Below are 25,100 nucleotides of genomic sequence, written 5' to 3'. Positions count from 1 at the left end.
CAAGCCAATGGAAATAAAGCTTCTTGTCCTGTTTCTCGCGCTCGTCGCTGATCGGCTTTTAGGAGATCCAGAGCGGCTGTGGCGCGTCATCCCGCACCCTGTCGTCCTGTTCGGAAAGGCGATTTCCTTTATCGACGACCGTTATAATGATGCACGCCGGACCTCGGCGGAGCGGCGCAGAAACGGTGCGCTGGCCATGGCCGCATTGCTGCTTACCGCTCTTATCGTGGGCATGCTGCTCTCCAGCCTGCTGCGGCATATGTCGTGGTTCGGGGCGTTGATCGAGATCACGCTGGTGGCGGTTCTGCTGGCGCAGAAGAGCCTTGCGGATCATGTGTCGCATGTGGCCACGTCGTTGAGGGAAGAGGGGCTTGAGGGCGGCAGGCGCGCCGTGTCGATGATCGTCGGGCGCGATCCACAATCACTGGATCCGACGGGCGTGAGTCGCGCTGCTATTGAAAGCCTCGCGGAGAACAGTTCCGACGGCGTGGTCGCGCCCGTCTTCTGGTATCTGCTTCTGGGACTGCCGGGCTTGCTTGCCTACAAGCTGCTGAACACGGCGGATTCGATGATCGGCCATCTCAATCCGCGCTATCGTGATTTCGGCCGGTTTGCCGCGAGACTCGACGATGCAGCGAACTGGATACCGGCGCGGCTGACCGGCTGTCTGACCGTGCTGGCTGCCTGGCTGCAGCGGGGGCGGGCGGCGGCAATGCGCTCGTTCGGCGTGATGATGCGCGATGCGCGGCTGCATCGCTCTCCCAATGCCGGCTGGCCGGAGACGGCCTATGCCGGCGCTCTCGACGTGGCTCTGGCCGGTCCGCGTGTCTATGCGGGCGATATCGTCAATGAGCCGATGATCAACGGCGCGGGCAAGTGCAATCTCGGCGCTGGCGATATCGAGGCGGCGCTGAGGCTGTTCTGGTTTTCCATGACGATTCTCACCGCCCTTGTTCTGGTTTTTTGCTTGATAGGGTTGTTGTTTTAGCCCTGTTCCCGGAGCTTTCCCGATAATATCCGGCGCAAATCTGGAGTCGCCGCGATCAGCGCGCGGGCTGCATCCGAATGTGGGCTTTGCAGCACGTCGTCGGTCCGGCCCTGCTCGACGATCCGGCCCTCGTCCATGACGATGACATGGCCGGCCATGGCGCGGGCGACGTTGAGGTCATGGGTGATGAACAGCCATGCCAGCCCGAGTTTTGCCGTGAGATCGGCGAAGAGATCGAGAATGTGGGCGCGGATCGATACGTCGAGCGCGGAAACCGGCTCGTCGGCGACGATCAGCTTCGGTTTTGTGATGATGGCGCGGGCGATGGCGAGGCGCTGGCGCTGGCCGCCGGAAAACTGGTGCGGATATTTGTCCATGTCGTCCGGGCTGAGGCCGACGCGCTCCAGTGTCGCCGCGACGCGTTCGCGCCGCTCCGCCGGCGTCGGCTTGCGGTCGAGAAGATGCAGCGGCTCCGCCACCAGCCTTTCGGCCTTCTGGCGTGGATCGAACGAGCCATAGGGGTCCTGAAACACGATCTGCATCTTCTGCCGCGCATGGCGCAGCGCGTCGTCAGGCAGGTTGTCGATGCGCTGGCCGTCGAGCCGGATTTCGCCCGATGTCGGGCGGTCGAGCGCCAGCACCATGCGCGCCAGCGTAGACTTGCCGCAACCGGAACGCCCGACCAGCGCTATCGATTGCCCTTCGGCGATGCCGAAGGAAACATTATCGACGGCGCGTGTCGGCTCGGCGCGGCTGAAAAGCCCGATGCGGTTTCCCGGATATTCGCGTGTCAAATTGTTGACGGAGAGGAGCGGAGCAGTGGTGGACTTTTTCTGCGCTGGGCGCTCCGGCATGTGTAGCGAAGCCTCGGCAAGCCGACGCGTATAAGGATCGGCGGGCTCGGAAAGGACGCGGATGGTCTCGCCGCTTTCCATCACTTTGCCCCGGCGCAGGATGGTGATGCGGTCCGCCATGTCGGCGACGACGGCGAGGTCGTGCGAGATGAGCAGGAGGCCCATGTCGTTTTCGGCTACAAGGTCTTTCAGGAGATCGAGGATCTGTGCCTGGAGAACGACATCGAGCGCCGTCGTCGGCTCATCGGCGATGAGCAGTTTCGGTTTCATGGCGCAGGCGATGGCGATCACCACGCGCTGGCGCTGGCCACCCGAGAGCTGGTGCGGATAGCGGTCGAGCGGAAACCGGGCAGGGGGCAGGCCGACGCGATCAAGCATGGCGTGCGCCTGTTCTTCCGCGTCGGCACGGCTTGCGCCGGTGTGCCAGCGTATGCCCTCGGCCACCTGCTCGCCGATGGTCTTGACCGGGTTCAGCGCGGTCATCGGCTCCTGGAACACCATACCGATCTCGGCGCCGCGCAGGCGGCACATCTCGCTCTCGCTCGCGGTGGCAATATCCTTGCCGGCGAGGCGGATATGACCTTTCATCGCGGCGCCATGCGGCAGAAGCTGCATCAGGGCGAGCGCGGTCATGGTCTTTCCCGAGCCGGATTCACCGACCAGAGCGTGCACCATGCCCTGTTCGAGCGTCATATGCATATCCCGGAGGATGGAGGTTCCATGAATAGAGACGGACAGGCGTTCGATCTCCAGGAGGGCCATCAGCGTTGCCCTTCCAATCTTGGGTCGAGCACGTCGCGCAGGCCGTCGCCCAGGAGGTTGAGGCCGAGCACGGTGATGACGATGGCGAGACCCGGGAAAAGCGCCATATGCGGGGCAAAGCCGATCATGGTCTGGGCTTCGAACAGCATGCGCCCCCAGCTCGGCATCGGCGGCTGAGCGCCGAGCCCGAGATAGGAAAGACCGGCTTCCGCCAATATGCCGAGCGAGAACTGGATCGTCGCCTGGACGATCAGGAGATTGGCGATGTTGGGCAGGACGTGCTCGACCGCAATCCGGCTGCGGCTCTTGCCGGCGGCGCGCGCGGCGAGGATGAATTCGCGCCGCAAGAGCGAAAGCGCTGCCCCGCGCGCCACGCGGGCGAAGACCGGAATATTGAATATGCCGATGGCGATGATCGCGTTGAAAGCGCCGGGGCCGAATATGGCGGTGATCATGACGGCCGACAGAAGGGCTGGAAAGGCGAAGACGAGATCGTTGAAGCGCATCAGCATCTCGTCGAGCCAGCCGCCGCGCGCAGCAGCCGAGAGGCCGAGCGGGATGCCGAGGCCGGCGCCTATGCCGACGGCAAGGAGCGCCACAGCGATGGAGTTGCGGCTGCCGACCATGATCATGGAAAGGATATCGCGGCCGAAATGATCGGTGCCGAGCCAATGCGTGGCCGAGGGCGCCTGCAGTTTTGCCGCGATATCGATGGCGGTCGCGTCATAGGGCGTCCAGACGAAGGAGAGGAGTGCTGTGGCGGCGACAGCCAAGGTGATCGCCAGCCCGATGGCTAGGGATGGGTTGCGCAGCGCCTGGTGGATCGTCAGCCCGTTCATCGCGGGTTCCGCAAGCGGGGATCGGCGACGGCATAGAGGAGATCGACGATCAGATTGACGAGGATGATGGTTGCGACGAGGAGCATGACCAGTCCCTCGACGACGATCAGGTCGCGCTGGGTGATGGCCTGGAAGATCAGCCGGCCGAGGCCTGGGAGGTAAAAGACATTCTCGATGATGATCGTGCCGGCCAGAAGAAAGGCGAATTGCAGGCCGAGGATGGTGAGGACCGGGATCATGGCATTGCGCAGGGCATGACGGTAGAGAACGGCGGAGCGCGTCAGCCCCTTGGCGCGGGCGGTGCGGATATAATCTTCGGAGAGGGTTTCGATCAGCGCCGAACGCGTCACCCGGGCGAGGATCGCCGCCTGCGGCAGGGCGAGCGCAATGGCTGGAAGGATCAGCGCTTGAAGTGCCGGACGGATACCGGCCGCCCAGCCGGGAAAGCCGCCCGCCGGCACGAGCCGCAGCGTGACGGCGAAAACATAGACGAGCAGCAGGGCGAACCAGAAATTGGGAATGGCGACGCCGAGCTGCGTGACGCCCATGACCGCCATGTCGGAGGCGCGGCCGCGCCGTGCCGCCGCGAACAGACCGACCGGAATAGCGATCGCCGTGGAAAGAAGAAGCGCCATGATCGCAAGGGGGAGCGAAACGGCAACGCGTTCGGCGATCAGTTCCTTCACGGGTACGCCGTAGGTGTAGGAGCGTCCGAAATCGCCGATCAGCATGTGCCCGACCCAGGAGAGATAGCGTAGCGGCAAAGGCTGGTTCAGGCCTAGCTGATCGCGGAGCGCTGCAATCGCGTCTTCGCTTGCGCCTATGCCGAGCATGAGGCGCGCCGGATCGCCGGGAACCACCTCCAGAACGGCGAAGACGATCAGGGATGCGACGAACAGGGTGAGGAGGCCTATGGCGAGGCGTTTCACGACATAGAGGAGCATGAAATGCCTTTCGCCTTACAGCGTCCCCGGCCAAACACCCCCTCTGGCCGGCAGGCCAGAGGGGGTGTCACCGTAGCGCGCTTCCGTCTAAATATGAAGGCTTCAGAACCATACGTACTCAATCCGTCCACTTCACGGCCGTCAGATCGTTTGCCTGTATGGGATAGTTCTTCCACAGGCCCTGGAGCTTCGCGTCCCATATGCCGAGCTTGGGAAACTGCAGCAGGAAAGCGACCGGCGCATCGTCGGAAAGGATTTTTTGCGCACGCTGGTAGAGCGCATTGCGTTTTGCATCGTCCGTAGTCGCTTCGATCTGGGCGATCAGCGCCTTGAAGGCCGGGTTGCGGTAATTGAAATAATAGTCGTCACGGGCGAAGATATTGAGATCGTTCGGCTCGGTATGCGAGACGATGGTGAGGTCGTAATCCCGGCCCTTGAAGACCTGGTCCAGCCATTGCGCCCATTCGACGGGAATGATCTGCGCGTCGATGCCGACGGCGCGCAACTGCGCTGCGATGATCTCGCCGCCGCGCCTGGCATAGGTCGGCGGCGGCAGTTTCAGCGTCGTCTTGAACCCCTTGGGGTAGCCTGCCTCGGCAAGCAGCTTTTTGGCCAGTTCAGGATCGTATTTCCGCTCACCGGTCAGGTCGACATAGGCCGGGTGGTGCGGAGGAAAGAACGAGCCGATGGGGGTGCCGAAGCCGAACATCGCGCCGTCTATGACTGCCTTGCGGTCGATGGCATGGGCGATGGCCTGACGCACTTTCGGGTTGTCGAAAGGTGGGCGCGCATTGTTCTCGGCGAGGATGGTTTCGCCCTCGGTCGTGCCGATCACCACCTGGAACCGGGGATCGGCTTGAAACTGCGACACGGCTTCCGGCGCGGGAAAGGAGGGGAATGCCTGCACGTCGCCAGCCAGCAATGCGGCCGTCGAGGCGGCGGGATCAGGGATGAAGCGGAATGTCGCCTTGTCGAGCGCCGGCTTCGAGCCCCAATAACCGGGGTTCCCGACGAGGACGATCTGCGATCCCTTGGCCCAGTTCTGGAATTTGAACGGGCCGGTACCAACAGGCTTTTCCTTGTTTCCGGCGGCACTTTCCGGCGCAACGATCACCGCGTCGCCCCAGCCCATATTGTAGAGGAAATCGCCGGAGGGATATTTCAGCGTCACCTTCACCGTCGCGGGATCGATTATTTCCACCTGGTCAATGACGGCAAAAAGGCCTTTTTGGGCATTGGTGGAATCGGTTGCGCGGGCGCGGTCGAGCGAGAATTTCACGTCCTCGGCATCAAACGCCGTGCCGTCGTGGAATTTGACGCCCTGATGCAGGTGAAAGACATAGGATTTCTGATCGGGCGAAATCTCCCAGCTGCTCGCGAGCGCCGGCTCCGTCTCGCCGTTCGGGCCGATGCGGGTCAATCCCTCGAAAATATTGGCATAGACGATCTCGTCGATGGCTGCGGCGGCGCCGGCGGTCGGGTCGAGATGCGGCGGCTCGAGAACCATTCCCAAGATGAGATCGGATCGTGCGGCTGATGCGTTCATGCTCGACAGCAGCAGCGCTGCGAGCGCGAACATTATATATTTCTGCGCTGATGTTCTGGCCAATATCCGGAATGTCCTGAAGATCATGCCTGTGCCCCCACGATTTATCGCACCCTTACACGACAGGAAACAATGGCTCAATGTCGAATCGGGGCCTGAATTGGGGGGCATGGTCGGACCAGGACTGGAGCAGAACAGTCAATCGTATGGCGTGTATAGATTTCGACAATGGTTTCCATGTGTAAAATGAATATTTCGAAACGTTCCTTTAAGTGAAATCTCATGATGGAGCGTATATCTATTTACATTATTTTCATAAGCGTCATTCACGCTGCCATAAAAGGGTTGGGTATAGGGGTAAGAGTGAATGTATGAAAAAGATATTCCTGATTTTTTCTCTGGCTATGGGTGTTTGTCTTCTCTCATCCGCAGAAGGATTTGCGTCCAAGCTCGTGGCTAAAGTGAATATTACCGATCAGACGATGACGGTGTCGAAGAACGGGCGCGTGCTCTATAACTGGCGCGTCTCGACGGGGCGCAACGGATTTGAAACGCCTACGGGGAGCTATCGTCCGAAGCGGATGTACACCATGTGGTATTCAAAGAAATACGACAATACGCCGATGCCGCATGCGATCTTCTTCCGCGGCGGCTATGCGGTCCATGCGACCAACGCGACCAAGCGTCTGGGACGTCCGGCATCGCATGGCTGCGTAAGGCTCAATCCCGCAAATGCAGCAAAGCTCTATGGCATGGTTCGCAAAGCAGGGCCGAAGAACACGCGGATCGTCGTCGTGTATTAGAAACGCGCCACAAGAACCGGGATTTAGCCCCAGCGCTTGTGGAACCACATCCACTGGCCCGGATATTGGCGCACCCATGCCTCGACCGTATCGTTGAGAAGCTGTGCGGTGGCGTTGATATCGACCTGGCCCTTCTCGTCGCGCGGCAGTTCCATGCGCTCATGGAGTTCCAGCCTGTAGCGCCCGCCGGCCAAGCGGATGCAGCGGGCGGGATAGACATCGCAATCATATTGCCGCGCAAGCTTGGCGAGAAGCGGGTTTGTCTTCACCGGACGCCCGAAGAAGGTCGAGGGCACGCCGCGGCGGAACTTCTGGTCGACCAGCATGCCGACATTGCCGCCTTCGCCGAGGACATGGGCGAGGGACCAGGCGGCTCCCGCCTTGGAAGGCACCAGATGGCCCATATTGGTGTGTCGGGCCTGCAGCACATGTTGTGCGATGAAGGGGTTGTTCGGCGGGCGGAAGAGGGCGGTGACGTTCAGTCCGAAGGTTGCGGCGCAGATCGGCAGAAGCTCGAAATTGCCGGTATGGGCGGTGAAGAAGACATGCGGCTTCTTCTCGTTGCGCAGCCGCTCGAAGATCTCGGCACCCTGGACCTCTATCAGCCCCGGCTCGGTCGCGTTCGGATCATAATCGAAAACCGCGTCGAGAAAGATGTATTCGGCAAAAAGCCGCGCCATGCCGTCCCACATATCGCCGGCGATCTTTTCGATCTCGGTGGTAGGCTTCTCGGGATAGGCGCTGCGCAGATTGGCAATGGCAATGCGATGGCGCGGCGTATAGGGGCCGATGAGCCGCCCCGCCTTTGCCGTGAACTCGATAGCGCTTCGAGCCGGCAGGCGGCGCAGGAGCCAAAGGATGAGAAAAACCGCCTGCGCCCACAGCCAATAATTGGCACGGCGCAGCTTTTGCCAATAGCGCCAGATGGTGAGTTTTTGATTGAGGCTCAGCATGAATTCCGGGCTCGCTTTGATAAGCGTCCACCCCCCTCTGGCTTGCCAGCCATCTCCCCCACAAGGGGGGAGATTAGGCCTTCATAGATGTTCGGCATCAATCGCAGATGTTGCAGAAGGACCGCCGAGAGCAATATCAGCCAATCTCCCCCCTTGTGGGGGAGATGCCCGGGAGGGCAGAGGGGGGTGTTCATCAAGTGATTCCGCCTGAAGCCAACTAATTCACACGCAAAATGATCTTGCCGAAAACGTCGCGGCCTTCCATGCGTTTCAGCGCCGCATCGATTTCCTCGAAGCCGACCACCGTATCGATTACCGGATGGACCAGTCCGCGCGCCATTTTCTGCATGGCGTCGGCCATGTTCTCCATGCGGCAGCCGAAGGAGCCGATCAGCTTCAACTGCTGCTGGAAGAGCATCATCAGGTTCATATCCGTTGAAACACCCGATGTGGAGCCGCAGGTGACAAGGCGGCCGCCGCGTTTCAGGCACAGCATGGAACCGGCCCAGGTATCCTTGCCGACATGCTCGAAGACGACATCGACGCCCTTCTTCTTGGTCAGTTTTCGCACGACGCCTTCGAAGCGGTCCTCGCGGTAGTTGATGACATGATCGGCGCCGAGCGCCTTGGCCTTTTCGATCTTGTCATCCGAGCCGACCGTGGTGATGACGGTGCAGCCGATCTTCTTGGCGAGCTGGATCGCCGCGCTGCCGATGCCGGAGCCGCCGGCCTGCACGAGAATGGTTTCGCCGGGTTCCAGCCTGGCATTGTCGAACAGCATGTGCTCGACGGTGCCGAAGGTGACGGGCGCGACGGCTGCGCCGATCTCATCGACGCCGGGAGGGGCGGGAACCAGAAGGCGGGCGGGGAGGTTGATCTTCTCCTGGGCGAATCCGTCGAGATGAAAGCCATGGACGCCCGAGACGTGTTCGCAGAGATTGTCGCGGCCTTCGCGGCACGGACGGCAGAGGCCGCAGGTCTGCGCGCCATAGATCGAAACCAATTGGCCGGGCAGGACGCTCGATACGCCAGGTCCGAGCGTCTCGACTTCGCCGGAGGCTTCCGCGCCGATGACCAGCGGCATCTTGCGCTTGGCGAAAGCCATGCCGCGCCAGCCCCAGACATCGATATGGTTGAGCGCAACGGCTTTGATGCGCACCGTCACCTCGCCGGGGCCGGGTGGCGGCGGCGGAGCGACGTCGGTCAGTTCCAGGCGGCGGTCTTCGATAAGCTGTAATGCGCGCATGAGTCTTTCTTTTTTTAAAAGGGAGTAGGGGAATAGGGGAATAGGGGAATAGGGGAATATGTTCGGCTTACATTCCCTACTGACCTATTCCCTTATTCCCTTATTCCCCTACTCCCTTAAAGGACCGGTTCTGCCGCCATGACAAGGCAGGTATTTTGTCCGCCGAAGCCGAAGGAGTTGGAGAGAACGGTCGAGACCTTCGCCTCGCGCTTCTCGTTGGGCACCACATCGAGAAGGATGGTGGGATCGGGATTGTCGTAATTGATCGTCGGCGGCAACGTGCCGGTCTGGATCGTGAGCAGCGAGAATGCGGCCTCAATGGCGCCCGCGGCCGTCAGCGTGTGGCCGATCATCGATTTGTTGGAGGATGTCGGGATCGAGCTGGTGCGGTCGGCAAACACCGTGGAAAGCGCCAGATATTCCATCTTGTCGTTTTCCGGCGTCGAGGTGCCGTGCGCGTTGATGTAATCGATCTGATCTGTGGTCAGACCGGCATCGTCCAGTGCGTTCCGTACCGCTGCGATGGCTGGAGAGCCGTCGGGCTTGGAGCGGGTACGGTGGAAATCATCGGCCTTTTCGCCGCATCCTTGGAGGAATCCGAGGATTTTCGCGCCGCGCGCCAGAGCGCTTTCGAGCGATTCCATCACCAGCGCACCAGCCCCTTCGGCCATGACGAAGCCGCTGCGGTCCTTGGAGAAGGGTCTGGCGGATTTGTGCGCCGGGTCGTTCTGCGTCGAAAGCGCGGAGAGAAGCGAGAAACGGATCAGCGATTCGGCGGAAACCGAACCGTCGGTGCCGATCGAAAGCACGCGGTCGCTTTCGCCGCGCCGGATCGCTTCGACGCCGAGCTGAATGGCGGTCGCGCCGGAGGCGCAGGCGGTCGAGAGCGTGATCGGCAGGCCGCGCGTGCCGAAGGTATCGGCGATGCGCTCGGCGATATAGCCGAACTGGGTGGTGTTGAAGAAATCCGGGAGCGGCTTGCGGCGGCAGGAGGCGAGCATCAACTCGTAACTCGTATCGCCATCCTCGATCGTCGTCCGGTCGAGCGCGAAACGGCTTTTCCAGTCGAGTTCGACCGGAGGGGCCGCGAGAAAGAGGGGGCCGCCGAAATCATCCATCGGGAGGCCGGCCTGCGCGATCGCCTCTTCGGCGGCAAGTGCGGCGAGTTTTTCCGACAGGGGTGTTGCGCCGGCGGTGCTTTCCGCCAGGAAATCGACCGTGCCAGCGATACGGGTGTTGAGGTTTTCCGTCGGGAAGCGGGTGATCTCATGGATGCCCGAGCGCCCGGCGGTCAATGCCGCCCAATTGTCTTCCTTGCCCTGGCCGAGCGAGGACACGATCCCGATACCGGTGACGGCGACGATCGGACGGCCAAGATGATCTGTATATTTCGTCATCGGTTGCTCTTGCTCCACTCAGGCTTTGACGAGGCGGGCGACGCCTTCGGCGCGCGTGATCCCGATCGTGGTGGCGATAGCGGCCGAAACCGGCTTGTCCAGCGGCTTTTCGCTTTCCTCCAGGGGGCTGAAAGCCTCGCCTTTCGAAACGGCGATTGCCGCAAGGGCCACCGCAAGCGGGAACTGCGCCTCGCGCAGATGGCCGGTGACGCCGGATATGCCGCGCGCGGCAGCGCCGGGGAGGGCGTCGAGTGCCGCTTTTTCCGCTGATGTCGGCTTGTGCGCGCCGGATGCGCCGGAAACGATGAAAGATGCTTCATCGCCGTCGGCGGCTTTTTCGAGCATCGTCTGGACCGTCGTCTTCAAATCGTCGCGACCGCGCCGGATCTGCCCGCTCGTGATCGATTGAATTTCGGCATAGGCGCGAGCGCCGCGCTTTTCGGCATGCTCTGCGCTTTCAAGGACGAGGAACACGCCACCCGATCCAGGGACGAGCCCGCCGCCGGCGCTGCCCTGGCGCTGCCAGAGCGGCGCCCAGCCATCCGATTTGAGATAGCCGCCGAGCTCGTGACCGAGCAGCATGTCGAAATGCTCCGTGTTGTAGGAGCCGCCGACCAGCGCATGCGTGCTCTGGCCGGAGCGGATGCGCGCGGCAGCGGTTTCGATGGCGGAAATGCCTGAGCTTTCCTCGCCCATGAAGGTGCGCGACGAACCGGTGACCTTGTGGACGATGGAGATGTTGCCCGCCAGCAGGTTGGACAATTGCGCCAGGAACAGCGTCGGGCGAAGCTCGGTGGAGAGCTTCTGGTTCAACATCACGCCGCGATCATTGCTGGTGCGGCCTTCGGCGAGGATCAGCGTATCGACCGCAAGGTCGCGCTCGCCGCCACCGGCGGCGACCACCATGTCCATGGTCGAGCACAGGGCCTCGTCTTCCTTGATGCCGGCATCCTCAAGCGCGAGACCGGCGGCATATGTTCCCAGCCGCTGCCAGGTTTCCATCTGGCGCTGGTCGCTGCGCTTTGGGATCTGCAGGTTCCAGTCCACTTCGCCCAGCGGATGTACGGTATAGGGCGCGAATGTCTCGGTTTCGAGCTTCGGCTCTGGCTTTCCCGAAAGCGCATTCCAATGGGCATCGAGCCCTTCGCCGAGCGAGGACACGATACCGATACCGGTGATGAGGACTTTATTGTTCTGCATGTTTTCCCGCCGCTTTTTCCCGCCGCCCGGGGCTTCCGATCAAACCGGCCTCCAGTCGATCAGGCCTTTTTCGCGGCTACCAACTCGTCGATCTTGGCGCAGAGATTCTTCAGGACGAAATATTCTTCCGTCGGAACCTTGCCGTCATTGACTTCCTGGGTCCACTTTTCGAGCGGAATCTTGATGCCGAATGCCTTGTCGATGGCGAAGACGATATCCAGGAAATCGAGACTGTCGATGCCGAGATCGTCAATAGTATGGCTTTCCGGCGTGATCGTGCTGCGGTCGATCTCGCTGGTTTCAGAGATGATATCGGCGACTTTGTCGAACGTGGATGACAATTTAGAGTTCCTTTTCCTGCGCCGTTCGCTGGCGGCATTTTTTGATCAATCCGCGCGTGTCTAGCGTTTTTCGCGCATTAGGGAAAGATGTAAAGGCTTGGGCCCCGCGCGCGGCAATTTATGCGGGTTGAGTAAACTGTTTGCTAAGAGGATTTCCCCCGGTTCCCGGTTGCATCGGACGGCGCCAGATCATATCCGGGTTAGATGGGACTCGCCGGAACGATATTCATCATCTTCAGCATTATTTTTATCGGCTATGCGGTGGCCCGTTTCCGGGTGTTGAGCGAGGCTGCGGGCGACGGGCTTTCCGAGTTCGTCTTCGTCGTGTCGACGCCCCTGCTTTTGTTTCGCACGATAATCTCGGCGGATTTCCACGGCAGTGCACCGTGGGCGCTGTGGGTGGCCTATTTCTCCGGGGTGGTCGGGGCCTGGCTCGCATCGCACGGGACCATCCGCACGGTGTTCGGCCGCGACCGGCGTGCGGGTGTGGTCGCCGGCGTATCGGGTGCATTCTCCAATCTGGTTTTCCTCGGCGTGCCATTGATGCTGGGCATATCCGGCCAGGAAGGCGTGGTGATCATCTCGCTCATCATTTCGGTCCATTTGCCCCTGATGATGGCGGCTTCCATCGCGCTCAACGAGTGGGCGATGCGGCGCGACGGGGTGGCGAAAGGCGAAACCCATCTGGCGGCTACGCTCAGGACGTTTTTTCGAAGCCTTTTGCGCAATCCGTTGATCATCGGCATACTGGCGGGATGGGCATGGCGCTTTTCCGGCTTCTCACTGCCGGAATTCGCGTCGACCCTGATCGATACACTGGCCGGGGTCGCCGGTCCCCTCGCATTGTTCGCAATGGGCATGGGGCTGAAGAAATTCGGCATTTCCGGCAATGTGCGCGCCGCATTCCTCACCGCGACGATAAAACTGATGCTGATGCCGGCAATCGTCCTGGCCGTGGCCTGGGGGTTGCAGCTTCCGCCGCTGACCGCGAAGGTCGTCGTCACAGCGGCGGCGCTTCCCTCCGGCATCAATTCCTATCTGATCGCAACCCGCTTCGGTACCGGACAGGCGCTTGCATCCACCTCGATGGTCATCGCCACCGGCATGTCCGTACTGACGCTCGGTTTGTGGATTTCGATCGCCGCGCATGTGTTCGGCTGATCTGTTAAGCAAAACGTGATTACCGGGCGCGCCATTCTGCGGCGGGGAGGGTGGACAATCCATCCGCCGGCGCTGGATACTCGTGCTTGACATTCACCATAATCGCTTCGAAAAAATTCCGGACGTTGGACGAGGGCGCAAGATCGGCTGATATCGCCGAGCATGCCTCAAGGAGAAGAGCAATGCTTCAGAAGACCAGCTATTTCATGAAACAGGCCAATCTGATCGCCGGTGAGTGGGTGGAGGCCGATTCCGGTCAGACCATCGATGTCATCAACCCGGCGACGGGCCTGAAGATCGGAACCGTGCCGAAATCCGGCAAGGCGGAGACGGCGCGCGCAATTCAAGCTGCGGCGGAAGCATTCGAGGGCTGGAAGAAGACTTCCGCCAACGACCGCGCCAAGCTGATGCGCAAGCTGCACGAGCTGATCATCGAGAACCAGGATGCCTTGGCGGAGCTCCTGACGCTCGAACAGGGCAAGTCGCTCGCCGAGGCCAAGGGCGAAGTCGGCATGTCCGCCGCCTATATCCTCTGGTATGCCGAGGAAGCGCGCCGGGTCTACGGTGATGTGGTGCCATCGCCCTGGCGCGATCGGCGCATCATGGTGACGAAGGAGCCGGTCGGCGTGATCGCCGCCATCACGCCTTGGAATTTCCCGTCCTCGATGCTTGCCCGCAAGATCGGGCCGGCGCTCGCCTCGGGTTGCACGGCAGTCGCCAAGCCGGCAACACAGACACCATATTCGGGCCTCGCATGGGGGGTGCTCTGCGAAGAGGCCGGCATCCCGAAGGGCGTCGTCAACATCCTGACGGGCTCGGCATCCGAGATCGGCGGCGAACTGACGCGCAATCCGCTGGTGCGCAAGATCACCTTCACCGGCTCGACCGAGGTCGGCAAAATCCTGATCAAGCAGGCCGCCAACACGGTCAAGAAGGTATCGATGGAGCTTGGCGGCAATGCGCCATTCATCGTCTTCGACGATGCCGATATCGAGCGTGCGGTGGAAGGGGCGATCGCGGCGAAGTTCCGTAATTCCGGGCAGACCTGCGTCTGCACCAACCGTTTCTTCGTGCAGTCGAAAGTCTATAATAAATTCGTCGAGAAGTTCGCGGCGGCAGCCGAGAAGCTGAAGGTCGGCAACGGGCTCGAACCGGATACCCAGCAGGGGCCGCTGATCGACGAGAAGGCGGTGGAAAAGGTGGAGGAACTGATCGCCGATGCCGAGAAGAAGGGCGGCAAGATCCTGACCGGCGGCAAGCGCCACGCGCTCGGCGGCACCTATTTCGAACCGACCGTCATCGCCGACGCCAAGACGCGCATGCGCTTCACCAGGGAGGAAATCTTCGGCCCGGTCGCGCCGGTCTACAAGTTCAGGAACGAGCAGGAAGCCATCGATCTCGCCAACAACACCGAATATGGCCTTGCCTGCTATTTCTATACGCAGGATCTCGGCCGTGCATTCCGGGTGATGGAAGGGCTGAAATACGGCCTGATCGGCGTCAATGAGGGCGTGATCACGACGGTCGAAGCACCATTCGGCGGCTTGAAGGAATCCGGCCTCGGCAAGGAAGGTGGGCATCAGGGCATCGAGGATTATCTCGACACAAAATATGTCTGCATCGGCGGGCTGGGGCTTTAAACATCGTGAAATCAGAGATTTTTGGAACGACGCCGGACGGCGAAGCGGTTCATCGCATCACGCTGTCCGGCGGGGGGCTGACTGCGAAAGTCCTCACATGGGGCGCGGCCATTCAGGACCTGCGGCTCGAGGGCCATACGCATCCACTGGTCCTGGGCTATCGGGATTTCGCGGATTATCCTGCGCATTCGCCGCATATGGGGGCGATCGCCGGCCGATCGGCCAACCGTATCCGCAACGGCACGTTCACCATTGACGGCAATAGCTATACGGTCGACCGCAATTTTCTCGGCCAGCACAATCTGCATGGCGGCCGCAAGGGATTGGGCAAGCGTGTCTGGCGGGTGACCGGCACGGGGCCGGATTACGTCACGCTCGCCATCCTTGCCGTCGACGGCGAGATGGGCTTTCCCGGCAATCTCAACGTCAGTTGCACCTATATGCTGAGCCCAGGCGGAACGCTGGTCGTCCGGCTCGAGGCGGTGACCGACAAGCCGACGATCTGCAATCTCATCCATCACAGCTATTTCAATCTCGACGATGGCGGCGAAACCGACATTCTCGATCATCAGGTGATGGTCGGGGCCGAGGCCTATCTGCCGTCGGATGAGGCGCTGATGCCGGACGGCCGGGTTCTGCCTGTCGAAGGCACAAGCCATGATTTTCGCGAATTTCGTCCAGTGCGGCGGGAGAGGAATGGCGAACAGATCGTCTATGACAATAATTTCTGTCTCGCCGCCCAGCGCGGGTCGCTCAAATGGTGCGCAGCGGCGAAGGGCGCGAAATCCGGTGTCCGTCTCGATGTGCTGACCACCGAGCCCGGCGTGCAGTTCTATTCAGGCAATACGTTGGCGCGTCCGGCGGTGGGGCTGACGGGCAAGCCCTACGACAATTATGCCGGTCTGTGCTTCGAGCCGCAGATATGGCCTGATTCGCCGAGCTTTCCGTATTTTCCGCAGGCCGTGCTGCGTCCGGGCGAGGTTTACTCGCAGACGACGCATTACAGCTTCAGCAAGGGATGAGTCTGATCTGAATTCGGCCAGACGGGCAGGTGGGGGTTATTACAAAGCTCCGGCGCAACCGCCGCTTACGCTTCACACAGCTTTTCGAAAGCATCGTGGGCTTCCTGCATCGGGGCAAGTGCGCCGTGGAACTCGACGACGCGCGCGGCCACGCAGTGGGCGCGTTTTGCTGCTTCGGCGGGGGCAATCTCCTGAAGGCGCGCGGCGAGATAGGCGCCGTTGAAGCTGTCGCCGGCCCCTGTTGTATCGACGGCGTTGGCTGGCACGGCGGCCACCCATTCTTCCCGACCTTGAGCGGCCACGAGAGCCGGACCGGTGCCGTCCTTGACGATGATTTCCTTCACGCCTGAAGCCGCGATGCGTGCGGCCGTGGCTGCGGGCGTGGCATCGCCGAACAATTCCTTTTCATCGGGGAAGGTCGGAAGCGCGATATCGGCAAGCCGGATGGCCTGGCCAATGACGGTGCGTGCGGTCTCGATATTTTCCCAAAGCCTCGGTCGGTAATTCGGGTCGAAGGCGACTTTACTGCCACTTTGGCGTGCAATTGCGACAGCTTCCAACATGGTTTGCCGATCGGCCGGGGCCAGGATGGCAAGCGTAATGCCGGAGAAATAGACGATATCACGGCCTTCCAGGCTTGCGGAAAGCGCCTGACGGTCACTGGCAAGCTGGCGCGCGGCGGCGTCGCTGCGCCAATAGGTGAAGGAGCGCTCGGCGCCATCGAGCGTGATCGCATAAAGGCCGGGGCGGGCACCTGATATAATCGGGCTTTTGGCTATACCGACGCCATTGTCAGCCAAGAAGCTGCGCTGCTTCCCGGAAAACGGGTCATCGCCGAAGGCGCTTACATAGTCGACGGGGTACTCGGGCGCGACAAGGGCGCGGACATACCAGATCGTGTTGAACGTATCGCCGGCAAAGCCCATGCGCCAATTGTCGCCCGTGGCTCCCGAAAGTTCGATCATGCACTCGCCGATAGATGCAAATCCGCTCAATTTTCCTTACCCCTAGGTTCTGGTTGCCTTTCCATAGTCAGGCGGAAGGCAAAAGGCCAGTGCGCAGTTGCACTGATATGTGGATGTCTGAACGCGGCTTGCATCGATCTCCTTTGTTGGCTTGTCATATTCGGCGTGTAACAAAGGGTGGAATGAAGGAATCGGTCATGCGCTACGCGATCTATTTCACGCCGCCATCCGGCGATCCGCTCAGCAAGGTGGCCGCCAACTGGCTTGGCCGCAATCCTTTCAGCGGCGAGGCGGTGAAAACCCCGGTAATCCGCTCGTTCGAGACGGAGGAGATCGCACGGCTGACAGTGGAGCCGCGCCGTTATGGCTTCCATGCGACGCTGAAAGCGCCTTTTAGGCTCGATGAAAAATTCACCGAACGGGATCTGCTGTCTGCATTGATGCATTTTGCGTCGTCGGCCGGTCCGGTGACGATCCCGCGTCTCCAGGTTGCGGCTCTCGGACATTTCTTCGCGCTGGTGCCGGATGAGCCGTTGCCGGAGCTTGATCAGTTGGCGAATGATGTCGTCGTCGCCTTCGATCGTTTTCGCGCGCCGGCGAGCGATGCGGAGAAGGCCCGGCGGCGGCCGGAAACTTTAAGTATTTCCCAGTTGAGAAATCTCGAGCAATGGGGGTATCCTCACGCGTTCGAGGATTTTCGCTTTCACATGACTTTGACGGGGCGTGTCGAGGAAAAGGATAGACTTCGTGTTGCGCGCATACTGGACGAGTTCTTCGAACCCGTTCTGAATGAGCCGGTCGATATCGCCAATCTGGCGCTGTTCATCGAAACCAGGCCCGGTGCGCCGTTCGAGGTTCATTCCCTACACCCGCTGGCCATGCCTTCATTGACTGGATCCGGGACTGGAGCCGGTCGCAAGAAAAGTGCCTGACATGCAAGATGACATGCCCCATGAATTGATACTGAAGAATGCCCGTATCGTCCTGGAAAACGAGGTGCTTGCAGGTTCCGTACTGATCCGGGACGGGCAAATCGCGGACATTTCCGAAGGGTCGATGGCTGCCGGCAAGGACATGGAAGGCGACTTCCTGACGCCGGGGCTGATCGAGCTTCATACCGATCATCTGGAGGGCCATTACGCGCCACGTCCGAAGGTGCGTTGGAACCCGATCGCCGCGGTCCAGGCGCATGATGCGCAGATCGCCGCCTCCGGCATCACCACGGTTTTCGATGCGCTGCGCGTCGGCCTCGATGCCGAGGCGGAGGTGGGCGTGGAGGATATGCGGGTGTTGGCCGACGCGATCTCGGACGGCATGCGGAACAAGCGGCTGCGCGCCGAGCACTTCCTGCATCTGCGCTGTGAGGTTTCGGCGCCCGACTGCCTCGAAGCCTTTTCACGCATGGAAGGATATGACCGGGTGCGCATGGCTTCGCTGATGGATCACGCGCCGGGTCAGCGCCAGTTCATCGATCTGGAAACCTACCGTGCCTATTATATCCGCAAGCTGAAGGTATCGGAGGAGGCGTTCCGGCTTTATTGCGAAAGGCGCATGGCCGATTCCGAGCGCAATTCAGCCGCCAACCGGGCGGCGATCTCGCAGGCCTGCCGGCTACGCAACATCGTTCTGGCGAGCCATGACGATGCCACCGCCGCCCATGTCGAGGAAGCGGTGGAGCAGGGCATTCGGGTGGCGGAGTTCCCGACCACGCTGACGGCCGCCGCCGCCTCCAAGCAGGCGGGGCTATCGGTGCTGATGGGCGCGCCCAACGTGGTGCGTGGCGGATCGCATTCGGGCAATGTCTCGGCGCGGGAGCTGGCCGAAAACGGCTGTCTCGATATCTTATCCTCCGATTATATTCCGTTCAGCCTGATGCAATCGGCATTCTTTCTGAGCGATGTCGTCGACGGCATTACCTTGCCGCAAGCGATGCAGCTCGTATCGAAGAATTCCGCCGAGGCGGTCGGGCTCGATGATCGCGGCGAGATCGCCGTGGGCAAACGCGCCGATCTGGTGCGGGTGCGGGTCGATGATCATGTGCCTGTCGTCAAGACGGTCTGGCGCCAGGGAGATCGGGTCATATGATGGCGACAGGGTTGATAGAACGGGCCATGGGTGAGTCGCGGCCGCTGAGAAACGGTGTATTCGTCGCCATTGTCGGGCCGAGCGGTTCGGGCAAGGACACCATTCTTTCCTATGCACGCGAGCGGGTGCGGCACCGCCCCGAGTTCCACTTCGTCCGCCGGATCGTGACGCGCACTGCCGCAGGTGACGCGGAGGAGCATGATACGCTGAACGAGCAGGCTTTTGCCGCGGCGCTGCAATCCGGCGCCTTCAGCCTGCATTGGGCAGCGCATGGGCTGCGCTATGCGCTGCCCAAATCAGTCGACCATCACGTGGAGAACGGCTCGGTGGTCATTGCCAACGTCTCGCGCAGCATGCTCGGTGAGCTTGGTTCGGTTTATGCCAATGTGACGGTTGTCCATCTCAGTGCCGCGCCGGAGGTGCTGGCGCGCCGTCTCGCCATGCGGGGGCGCGAGGATGCGGCGGCGATCGAAGCGCGGTTGCGGCGAAGCGCGAAGGCGATCGCCGAGCGCGATGCGGCGATCACGCTCGACAATTCAGGGCCGGTGGAGATTGCCGGCGAGCGCTTCGTCGCCATCCTCGATAAAGCCGCCGCCTTCGCCGCTGTCTGCGAACAGATCTGACGAGATGGAAGGGGGAGCCTTTCCGTTCGCAAACTTCCCCAAAGCTCCCTTTGATGCGGCGATCTTGAATTACGGCGGGGCGGCCTTTGAGCCAGCCCTTAACTGAAATGTGGAATGCTTGCTGTCGCAGGGCGCAAAATTCAAAGTTATGCGACTGAATTCTGCGCAGAAATTCCGTTTAGTTGGAAGTTCTGCGGCACCTCGATTCTAGCTTCGTCGTCGTCAAGAGGCTGGAAACGAGCTTTGAGTACGGAAAAGGTATTTTCTGCGATATACAGGCTGCTATCCAACGCGGCATTCCGGGCCTGAATGCGTTCCCATGCCACGTTGTCGGAGCAAGTCAAGCGATAGAGCTTGAAATCGGCTCCAATCTCAATGATCGTCGTTCGGATGCGATCTCTCTCCCCGCGAGACCAAAAGCCAAAATCAAGAATGACGTCCGCACCAACGCAAAGACACCGATGCCACAATTCCTCCATGACAGAGGAAACACGCTTGGCATATTCGGAAAATTCCTGCTCGGGAGGATCATCACCATAGAGTTTCTGCATCCATTCATCATGTGTGAAGCGAATGGCACACTACAGCGCTCCATATCGATCGATCAGGTCACGTAGATCCTCTTGCAAGCGAACCACGCGGTTGCGATTCTCTGGAGAATACTTGTTGGTCGTCTTGCTTGTCATGGCTCACCTTCTCAGGAGTTGAGGCCTCCGACCAACCCCGCGATTCGCATAGCTATTCCGTCCCAGGTTCACGTGCCGTGACTTCGATGCGGCGTTCCAAAGGATGGGGATAAAACCGGGTTGAATTTGCACGCGCGATGCACCATTCCAACGGACACAAGCAGAAAGAACAAGTTCAAACAGGCCGTTAGCCTGATCTTTCTCCCCTATCAAAATTGAAAATTGCTTCGTTCGATATTTTTTTATCCTCGCCACCTGGCACCATGCGATACTGCGCCACGTCTATTTCGAGCGAGGGGAAGAATGATAAACCAATCTGAGAAGATCCAGCATGAAGTGCTGTATAAGGCGGCCTGGAGACGCTGCATGTTTTCGGCACTTCAGCTGAAACGCATTCTCGACTCAAAGACTTCTTTTGATTTCTCCGAGAAGGTTCGGATCGGGGCACCCTGCTTCTTGGTGAAGGCAACTTAAGTTTTTCAGTATCCCTTGCGCAGTTGGCGGAGCAGAATGTGGATATGGTCTCCACGACGTTTGAAAAGGAGGTTCATTATTCTGAGACCGCTGCCAAGAACGCCAGGTTCTTACGCCGTCGAGGGATTAAGGTTCTCTCCGGTGTTGATGCAACCGATCTGACAAAATTCTTTGGCCCTGTTCGCTTCGATTTGATCGTGTTTCAGTTCCCAAACGTCGGCAGCCGTGAACCTCTTTACGGCAGGAATCCAAATCATGTTCTTGTGCGGCGCGTTTTAGGAAGCGCGGGTAGCCATCTTTCCTATAAAGGCCAAGTCGCAATTACCGTGGTAAACAGTCCGCACTATGATGGCGCATTTGATATGGACAGCGCTGCCAAGCGGAACGGATATGAACCACCTCGGGCTCATCCGTTCAAGTTTTCCGATTATCCCGGCTATACTCATGTGAAACGAAAGAGGACGGCGTAGCAGCGGTCGACCAAGACGATGAGTTTGTCACCTATGTTTTCGAGCCGAGCCGATCGAAGAAATGGATCATGCCGTGAGCGACCTCGATCTCGATTTGCCCGCCGGGGCAAAGTATGTGCGGAATTTTTTATCTCCAGCGGAAGAGGCGCGGTTGACTGCCTTGTTGGACCAACGGGCCTGGAGCACGGAGCTGAAGCGCCGGGTGCAGCATTTTGGCTATCGCTATGATTATCGGGCACGGACGGTGCTGCCGAATGCCTTTCTAGGCCCCTTGCCGTCGTGGCTCAGCGTTCTCGGCGCCCGATTGGTGGGACAGGGTCATTTCACGGAGGTGCCGGATCAGGTGATTGTCAACGAATATGAACCTGCGCAAGGCATCAGCGCCCATGTGGATTGCATCCCCTGCTTTGAAGACACGATCGCCTCGCTCAGTTTGCTGTCGCCGTGCGAAATGCTTTTTCGAAACCAGCAAAGCGGAGAGAGAAAGTCGGCTATTCTGGAACCCTGCTCCGTTCTGGTTCTGAAAGGGGCCGCCCGCTACGACTGGACCCATGAAATTCCCGCTCGGAAGTTTGATATCGTCGACGGGACCAAAATCGCACGCCGACGACGCGTCTCGCTGACCTTTCGAAAGGTCATCGAGAATCGACCTACGGGATGATCCCCAGTGGATGTAACCGAGCCGCGATCAACCCGACCATCCCACCGGGAAACATGAACGCAGCTTTTTCCCGCGCGACATTTTCAGTTACCGCTAGTCCATGCGAACGCCTGTCGCATCCTGGCGGCCAGCACGTCGCCAAACTATAGCCGGAAGCTATCTCGTGCTGCGCGATGTGATTGACACTTATCCGAACGCATCGCCGGATCCGCCGCAATTGCGAATATGGGAACGCCTGCTGGGTTTCAAAGGGTCTTCAAAGGCGGTTAGCTTGAATGCGGAAGCATGAAGGAGCTCGACGCAGTTTGGAGCTTTACTCATCAATACGTTCAATCACTCAGCGAACTGACCTTTGGCACTCTACAACTGAATGCGGTAGTCCCTGAGTCAAATCATAATCCTTGTGTCGGGGGTTCCAATCCCTCCTCCGCTACCAAAAATTTCTAGTAAAACAATTACTTATGGTAGTTTTTGGATATAGTGTAACGCGAAATTTTACAATTTTGTCAGCGGGTTTTTCAACGACGCTGTTTCCCTCGAACGCTCTTTGAGGAACCCTGAGGGGTATTGAAGCGACGATCCGTGTCAATCCTCACCCTCTCTGGGATAGTAGCCGATGCTGTGGCCCCTTCGGGCCGGCTTGCACGCGACGGGCACATGCCTCAGCACTTCACCGATTACGAGCTCTGCAGCTTCCTGTCTCGCCTTCTCGGCGTCCTGCCAGTTTTTGGAGGTCATGCGAACCAGCGTCTCCTTCGAGATCCTATCCCGAGCCAGTGACAGGCAGACCCTGAGATACTCCTCGTCCATGGTGAGCTTCCGATCGTCGTTCATCGCTTGCCTCAGCGCCTGTTCGTCCTGTGGTTCCAGCTCGATCCGGTCCAAGATGTCTGGCGTATTGTTGGCAGCATTGGACGCAGGGTGCGATACCGGCCACATAGTCATCAGTTCAGCAGGGTATCGCGGTAAGCTCAGCAATGGTCGTGTCGGTGACGTGTTCGACCGCCTGAAATTGGGGTGGGCCACTGTGGCCACTTCATAGAACCAAGGATGCCGAAGCTATAATGCCAATACCCGGAGGTTGGCTCCTACTCACGGTACGCAACATTCCTGAGGCCAAGAAGACTGACTGATGGCGGTGCACCGAAAGTCCGACGGAAATCATTGGTGAAATGTGCTTGGTCCGCAAAGCCCGCTGCATGGGCGGCTGTTGTAAAATTGCTTCCGTTCGCAATCTCGCTTATGGCTACGCGCATTCGGTTCCATGCACGGTAGCGACGGAAAGGCACACCCACCTCCCGAGTGAACACACGCTGAAACTGGGACGCGGATAAGCCCACCTTCCTTGCCAGCTTCATCACGGGCGTGAGCTCGTCTGAGTGCATTCGCAGGTAATCAGCGGCGGCAGATACGCGCGGATCTATGCACTTGGCGGCTCGCCGTTTGGAATAGGCGAGTAAGTCGTCTAGTGCCTGGCCGGCCCATCTTGCGCTGGCGTTGTCCTCCCACAGCTCGCGCACGATCGAGAACTCGCCGCTGCGGCCAATAAGGACGCCGTCCACTTCCCAACCATCGCCGGATAGTGGCACGAGCGCGTCGACACCACCGACACTTGGCTCAACATATAAGACCGCCAATGGATACCCGGCGAGATCAAGTTCGTGAAGCACTCCGGCGGGAATGACGGCTGTGCGGCACCAATGCCAACGACCTCCGTGGATTCGCAACCCGAATTTGCTGTACATTCCGGCTAGGTAAACGGGCGCCCCATGCTGATGAAGCCCATTGTATTCAAGCGGCCCTACGAAGAAGGTGCGCATTTCGTCCACATGCCAAAAGGGACGGAGCGATGGTCTTACGGCAGCACGTTCGTACAAGCCATCTGGAGTAGGCACAGCTAACCTCCCATTGCTTGCGACTGTCGGGCCCTCATCCTGGTCGCGGTACGCAGTGTAAGCGAACCGTGCAGAAATGGAATGGTGGCACGGTGAAGCACTTTGCCGGCAAGTGGAACCGTTCTTGCAGGGATCAGTGCCTACGGAGGATACCGCACATGCTTCTACCTCGCTCGAACTTATCTCGACGAAAAGTTCTCGCCTCGGCTGCTACATTGACAGTGGCTCCGGCGATACTCGGCCTGTTCGCGTCGGCAGCACATGGCGCCGCAATGCCACTTGGTCCGTCAATGCCCACGCACTATCGATTCAAACTCGGCGAGTTCGAAGTAACCAATATTCTCGATGCCGGTGCAGTGATCGATGGACCCTGGCCGATCGTCGGGCAAGATCGACCGCAGGCGGAAATCGAAGAGCTGATGCGACAGAGCTTGCTTCCCGAAAGGAGGTTCCAACCCGGTTTCACCCCCACGATCGTGAACACCGGCAAAGAGCTCATTCTTTTTGATGCCGGCAACGGCGCGGATGGCTTCGTCCCGCGGCCACATGGCGGCTGGCTTGCTAACTTGCTGGACCCGGCCGGATTTGCTCCCGAGCAGATCGACCTCGTGGTCCTGACCCATGCGCACCCCGATCATATTGGTGGCTTGATGGAGGGGGGAGAACCGCTGTTTCCCAACGCTCGATATGTAATTGGAGATGCGGAGTTTGATTTTTGGTCGTCCGAGGATCGTCTCGCTGCAGCTCCCGACGACAACGAATATGTGTCGGCCAAACTCTTCGCGACGAACGTTGCTCCTTTGGCCGAACGTATAAGCTTTATCAAACCGGGTGACGAGGTTGCCCCCGGCATTCACGCCGTTGAAGCCTACGGACACACCCCAGGACACTTAGCCTTCCACATTGAAAGCCAGGGCAAGCAGCTGTTCGTGTGGGGTGATTGCGCACATCATGAGGTAGCATCGCTAGCGCACCCCGAGTGGCATGCCTTCTTTGATATGGATAAAGCGAAGGGTGCGGAAACCAGACGGCGCATTTACGACATGGTTGCGACTGACCGGCTTCCCGTCGCTGGCTACCACACGTCGTTCCCTTCCCTTGGGTTTGTCGAGAAAAAGGATGGAGGCTACCGCTGGCTGCCGATTTCCTATCAGCTCAATTTATAGGTCTTACTCGATCCCGTACCGCTCGGATATCTTTTCCAAATCTTCGGAATCCATTCCATCCGCCAGCATCGAGATGAGGCCATCCTGGAGCGCACCCATGAGTTGGTCTTCCAACGGGAAATCCTGGTAGTAGCCGAACCGTATGTGCTTGAAGAGTTCGATCAAGTCCTCGCCATCACGCCATGAGTGGAAGCCGTTAACCGGCCTCTCGGCCAGAGTTACAGCCAATTCCGCAAAGTTCTTATCACTATCATTACAGTTTCAATTTCTTTCGCGGTCTGAATCCATGGGTTTTGATGGTTCGGAGATCATGGATGACATGTGCCTCGATCGAGGCGACGCTTGAACTTTGGGCGTCTTCATTACGGGATGTGAAGGC

Annotated in this window: 25 protein-coding genes; 11 read left to right on the top strand and 14 right to left on the bottom strand. The window is 59.7% G+C overall.

The genetic code is table 11. From position 1 onward, the window contains the following. Positions 1-7 precede the first annotated feature (7 nt). Entirely contained in the window at positions 8-988 is a 981-nt protein-coding gene (gene cbiB / locus C5748_RS02300) for an adenosylcobinamide-phosphate synthase CbiB (RefSeq protein WP_105740334.1), read from the top strand. On the opposite strand, the gene C5748_RS02295 is transcribed toward cbiB, so the two are convergent. From C5748_RS02295 to C5748_RS02280, 4 genes are all read right to left on the bottom strand, one after another. Next, entirely contained in the window at positions 985-2,604 is a 1,620-nt protein-coding gene (locus C5748_RS02295; protein ID WP_105740333.1) for an ABC transporter ATP-binding protein, read from the bottom strand. The genes cbiB and C5748_RS02295 overlap by 4 nt on opposite strands. Beyond that, positions 2,604-3,443, bottom strand: a complete 840-nt coding sequence (locus C5748_RS02290; RefSeq protein WP_105740332.1) for an ABC transporter permease — start codon at positions 3,441-3,443, stop codon at positions 2,604-2,606. The genes C5748_RS02295 and C5748_RS02290 overlap by 1 nt, the downstream gene beginning before the upstream one ends. Beyond that, complete coding sequence (locus C5748_RS02285) at positions 3,440-4,387, bottom strand: ABC transporter permease (protein WP_105740331.1); 948 nt, start codon at positions 4,385-4,387, stop codon at positions 3,440-3,442. Before C5748_RS02285 ends, C5748_RS02290 begins: the two co-directional genes overlap by 4 nt. 118 nt (positions 4,388-4,505) lie before the next feature. Continuing rightward, a complete protein-coding gene (locus C5748_RS02280) occupies positions 4,506-5,966 on the bottom strand; it encodes an ABC transporter substrate-binding protein (protein WP_105740330.1) in 1,461 nt (486 codons plus the stop codon). A gap of 428 nt (positions 5,967-6,394) precedes the next feature. Here C5748_RS02280 and C5748_RS02275 point away from each other — a divergent pair, with 428 nt between their 5' ends. Continuing rightward, the gene (locus tag C5748_RS02275) at positions 6,395-6,736 is read left to right on the top strand and encodes a L,D-transpeptidase (protein ID WP_342588339.1); all 342 of its coding nucleotides are present in this window, start codon (positions 6,395-6,397) and stop codon (positions 6,734-6,736) included. 23 nt (positions 6,737-6,759) lie between these two features. Here C5748_RS02275 and C5748_RS02270 read toward each other — a convergent pair whose 3' ends face one another. The 5 genes from C5748_RS02270 to C5748_RS02245 form a co-directional block, all read right to left on the bottom strand. Further along, on the bottom strand, positions 6,760-7,689 hold the full coding sequence (locus C5748_RS02270; RefSeq protein ID WP_105740328.1) for a lipid A biosynthesis lauroyl acyltransferase: 930 nt from the start codon (positions 7,687-7,689) through the stop codon (positions 6,760-6,762). A 217-nt stretch (positions 7,690-7,906) separates the two neighbouring features. After that, on the bottom strand, positions 7,907-8,935 hold the full coding sequence (locus C5748_RS02260) for a zinc-binding dehydrogenase (RefSeq protein ID WP_105740327.1): 1,029 nt from the start codon (positions 8,933-8,935) through the stop codon (positions 7,907-7,909). 116 nt (positions 8,936-9,051) lie between these two features. Continuing rightward, positions 9,052-10,332, bottom strand: a complete 1,281-nt coding sequence (locus C5748_RS02255) for a beta-ketoacyl-ACP synthase (protein ID WP_105740326.1) — start codon at positions 10,330-10,332, stop codon at positions 9,052-9,054. Positions 10,333-10,350: 18 nt separating this feature from the next. Then, entirely contained in the window at positions 10,351-11,532 is a 1,182-nt protein-coding gene (locus tag C5748_RS02250; protein ID WP_105740325.1) for a beta-ketoacyl-ACP synthase, read from the bottom strand. Positions 11,533-11,591: 59 nt separating this feature from the next. Beyond that, positions 11,592-11,873, bottom strand: coding sequence for an acyl carrier protein (locus tag C5748_RS02245; protein WP_068882530.1), 282 nt, complete (start codon positions 11,871-11,873; stop codon positions 11,592-11,594). Positions 11,874-12,077: 204 nt separating this feature from the next. Here C5748_RS02245 and C5748_RS02240 point away from each other — a divergent pair, with 204 nt between their 5' ends. The 3 genes from C5748_RS02240 to C5748_RS02230 all read left to right on the top strand — a co-directional run bounded on the left by C5748_RS02240 (position 12,078) and on the right by C5748_RS02230 (position 15,696). Beyond that, complete coding sequence (locus tag C5748_RS02240; protein WP_105740324.1) at positions 12,078-13,034, top strand: AEC family transporter; 957 nt, start codon at positions 12,078-12,080, stop codon at positions 13,032-13,034. Between the two features lie 182 nt (positions 13,035-13,216). Continuing rightward, on the top strand, positions 13,217-14,674 hold the full coding sequence (locus C5748_RS02235; RefSeq protein WP_105740323.1) for an NAD-dependent succinate-semialdehyde dehydrogenase: 1,458 nt from the start codon (positions 13,217-13,219) through the stop codon (positions 14,672-14,674). Between the two features lie 5 nt (positions 14,675-14,679). Continuing rightward, positions 14,680-15,696 carry an aldose epimerase family protein gene (locus tag C5748_RS02230; RefSeq protein WP_105740322.1) on the top strand — a complete coding sequence of 339 codons (1,017 nt, stop codon included), beginning with the start codon at positions 14,680-14,682 and terminating at the stop codon, positions 15,694-15,696. 65 nt (positions 15,697-15,761) lie between these two features. Here the strand turns inward: C5748_RS02230 and C5748_RS02225 are convergent, their stop codons facing one another. Further along, positions 15,762-16,691 carry a sugar kinase gene (locus tag C5748_RS02225; RefSeq protein WP_105740321.1) on the bottom strand — a complete coding sequence of 310 codons (930 nt, stop codon included), beginning with the start codon at positions 16,689-16,691 and terminating at the stop codon, positions 15,762-15,764. A gap of 167 nt (positions 16,692-16,858) precedes the next feature. Here C5748_RS02225 and C5748_RS02220 point away from each other — a divergent pair, with 167 nt between their 5' ends. Genes C5748_RS02220 through phnN form a run of 3 tightly spaced genes read left to right on the top strand, consistent with a single transcriptional unit; the run spans position 16,859 to position 19,369 of the window. Further along, positions 16,859-17,593 (top strand): DUF1045 domain-containing protein, encoded by a 735-nt coding sequence (locus C5748_RS02220; protein ID WP_105740632.1) that lies wholly within the window; start codon positions 16,859-16,861, stop codon positions 17,591-17,593. Between the two features lie 13 nt (positions 17,594-17,606). Then, positions 17,607-18,746 carry an alpha-D-ribose 1-methylphosphonate 5-triphosphate diphosphatase gene (locus C5748_RS02215; RefSeq protein ID WP_105740631.1) on the top strand — a complete coding sequence of 380 codons (1,140 nt, stop codon included), beginning with the start codon at positions 17,607-17,609 and terminating at the stop codon, positions 18,744-18,746. Positions 18,747-18,772: 26 nt separating this feature from the next. After that, positions 18,773-19,369, top strand: coding sequence for a phosphonate metabolism protein/1,5-bisphosphokinase (PRPP-forming) PhnN (gene phnN / locus C5748_RS02210; RefSeq protein ID WP_245428740.1), 597 nt, complete (start codon positions 18,773-18,775; stop codon positions 19,367-19,369). Positions 19,370-19,515: 146 nt separating this feature from the next. Here the strand turns inward: phnN and C5748_RS02205 are convergent, their stop codons facing one another. Further along, the gene (locus C5748_RS02205) at positions 19,516-19,944 is read right to left on the bottom strand and encodes a P-loop nucleotide/nucleoside kinase family protein (protein ID WP_280953469.1); all 429 of its coding nucleotides are present in this window, start codon (positions 19,942-19,944) and stop codon (positions 19,516-19,518) included. Between the two features lie 560 nt (positions 19,945-20,504). Here C5748_RS02205 and C5748_RS02200 point away from each other — a divergent pair. Then, positions 20,505-20,999 (top strand): class I SAM-dependent methyltransferase, encoded by a 495-nt coding sequence (locus tag C5748_RS02200; protein WP_105740318.1) that lies wholly within the window; start codon positions 20,505-20,507, stop codon positions 20,997-20,999. 73 nt (positions 21,000-21,072) lie between these two features. Next, complete coding sequence (locus C5748_RS02195) at positions 21,073-21,660, top strand: alpha-ketoglutarate-dependent dioxygenase AlkB (protein WP_245428738.1); 588 nt, start codon at positions 21,073-21,075, stop codon at positions 21,658-21,660. Between the two features lie 585 nt (positions 21,661-22,245). Here C5748_RS02195 and C5748_RS02190 read toward each other — a convergent pair. Continuing rightward, complete coding sequence (locus tag C5748_RS02190) at positions 22,246-22,545, bottom strand: hypothetical protein (RefSeq protein ID WP_146119460.1); 300 nt, start codon at positions 22,543-22,545, stop codon at positions 22,246-22,248. A 203-nt stretch (positions 22,546-22,748) separates the two neighbouring features. After that, positions 22,749-23,555 carry a helix-turn-helix domain-containing protein gene (locus C5748_RS02185; RefSeq protein ID WP_105740315.1) on the bottom strand — a complete coding sequence of 269 codons (807 nt, stop codon included), beginning with the start codon at positions 23,553-23,555 and terminating at the stop codon, positions 22,749-22,751. A gap of 158 nt (positions 23,556-23,713) precedes the next feature. Between C5748_RS02185 and C5748_RS02180 the strand changes: the two genes are divergently transcribed. After that, positions 23,714-24,721: an MBL fold metallo-hydrolase gene (locus C5748_RS02180; RefSeq protein ID WP_105740314.1), complete on the top strand. Its 1,008-nt coding sequence runs from the start codon at positions 23,714-23,716 to the stop codon at positions 24,719-24,721. A gap of 3 nt (positions 24,722-24,724) precedes the next feature. On the opposite strand, the gene C5748_RS02175 is transcribed toward C5748_RS02180, so the two are convergent. Next, complete coding sequence (locus C5748_RS02175; protein ID WP_105740313.1) at positions 24,725-24,949, bottom strand: hypothetical protein; 225 nt, start codon at positions 24,947-24,949, stop codon at positions 24,725-24,727. Positions 24,950-25,100: the final 151 nt, after the last annotated feature.

This window comes from Phyllobacterium phragmitis (genome assembly GCF_002980495.1).
GTDB classification, from domain to species: domain Bacteria; phylum Pseudomonadota; class Alphaproteobacteria; order Rhizobiales; family Rhizobiaceae; genus Paramesorhizobium; species Paramesorhizobium phragmitis.
The sequence above is the reverse complement of the archived record's forward strand: the minus strand, read 5'-3'. Positions and strand labels throughout refer to the sequence as shown.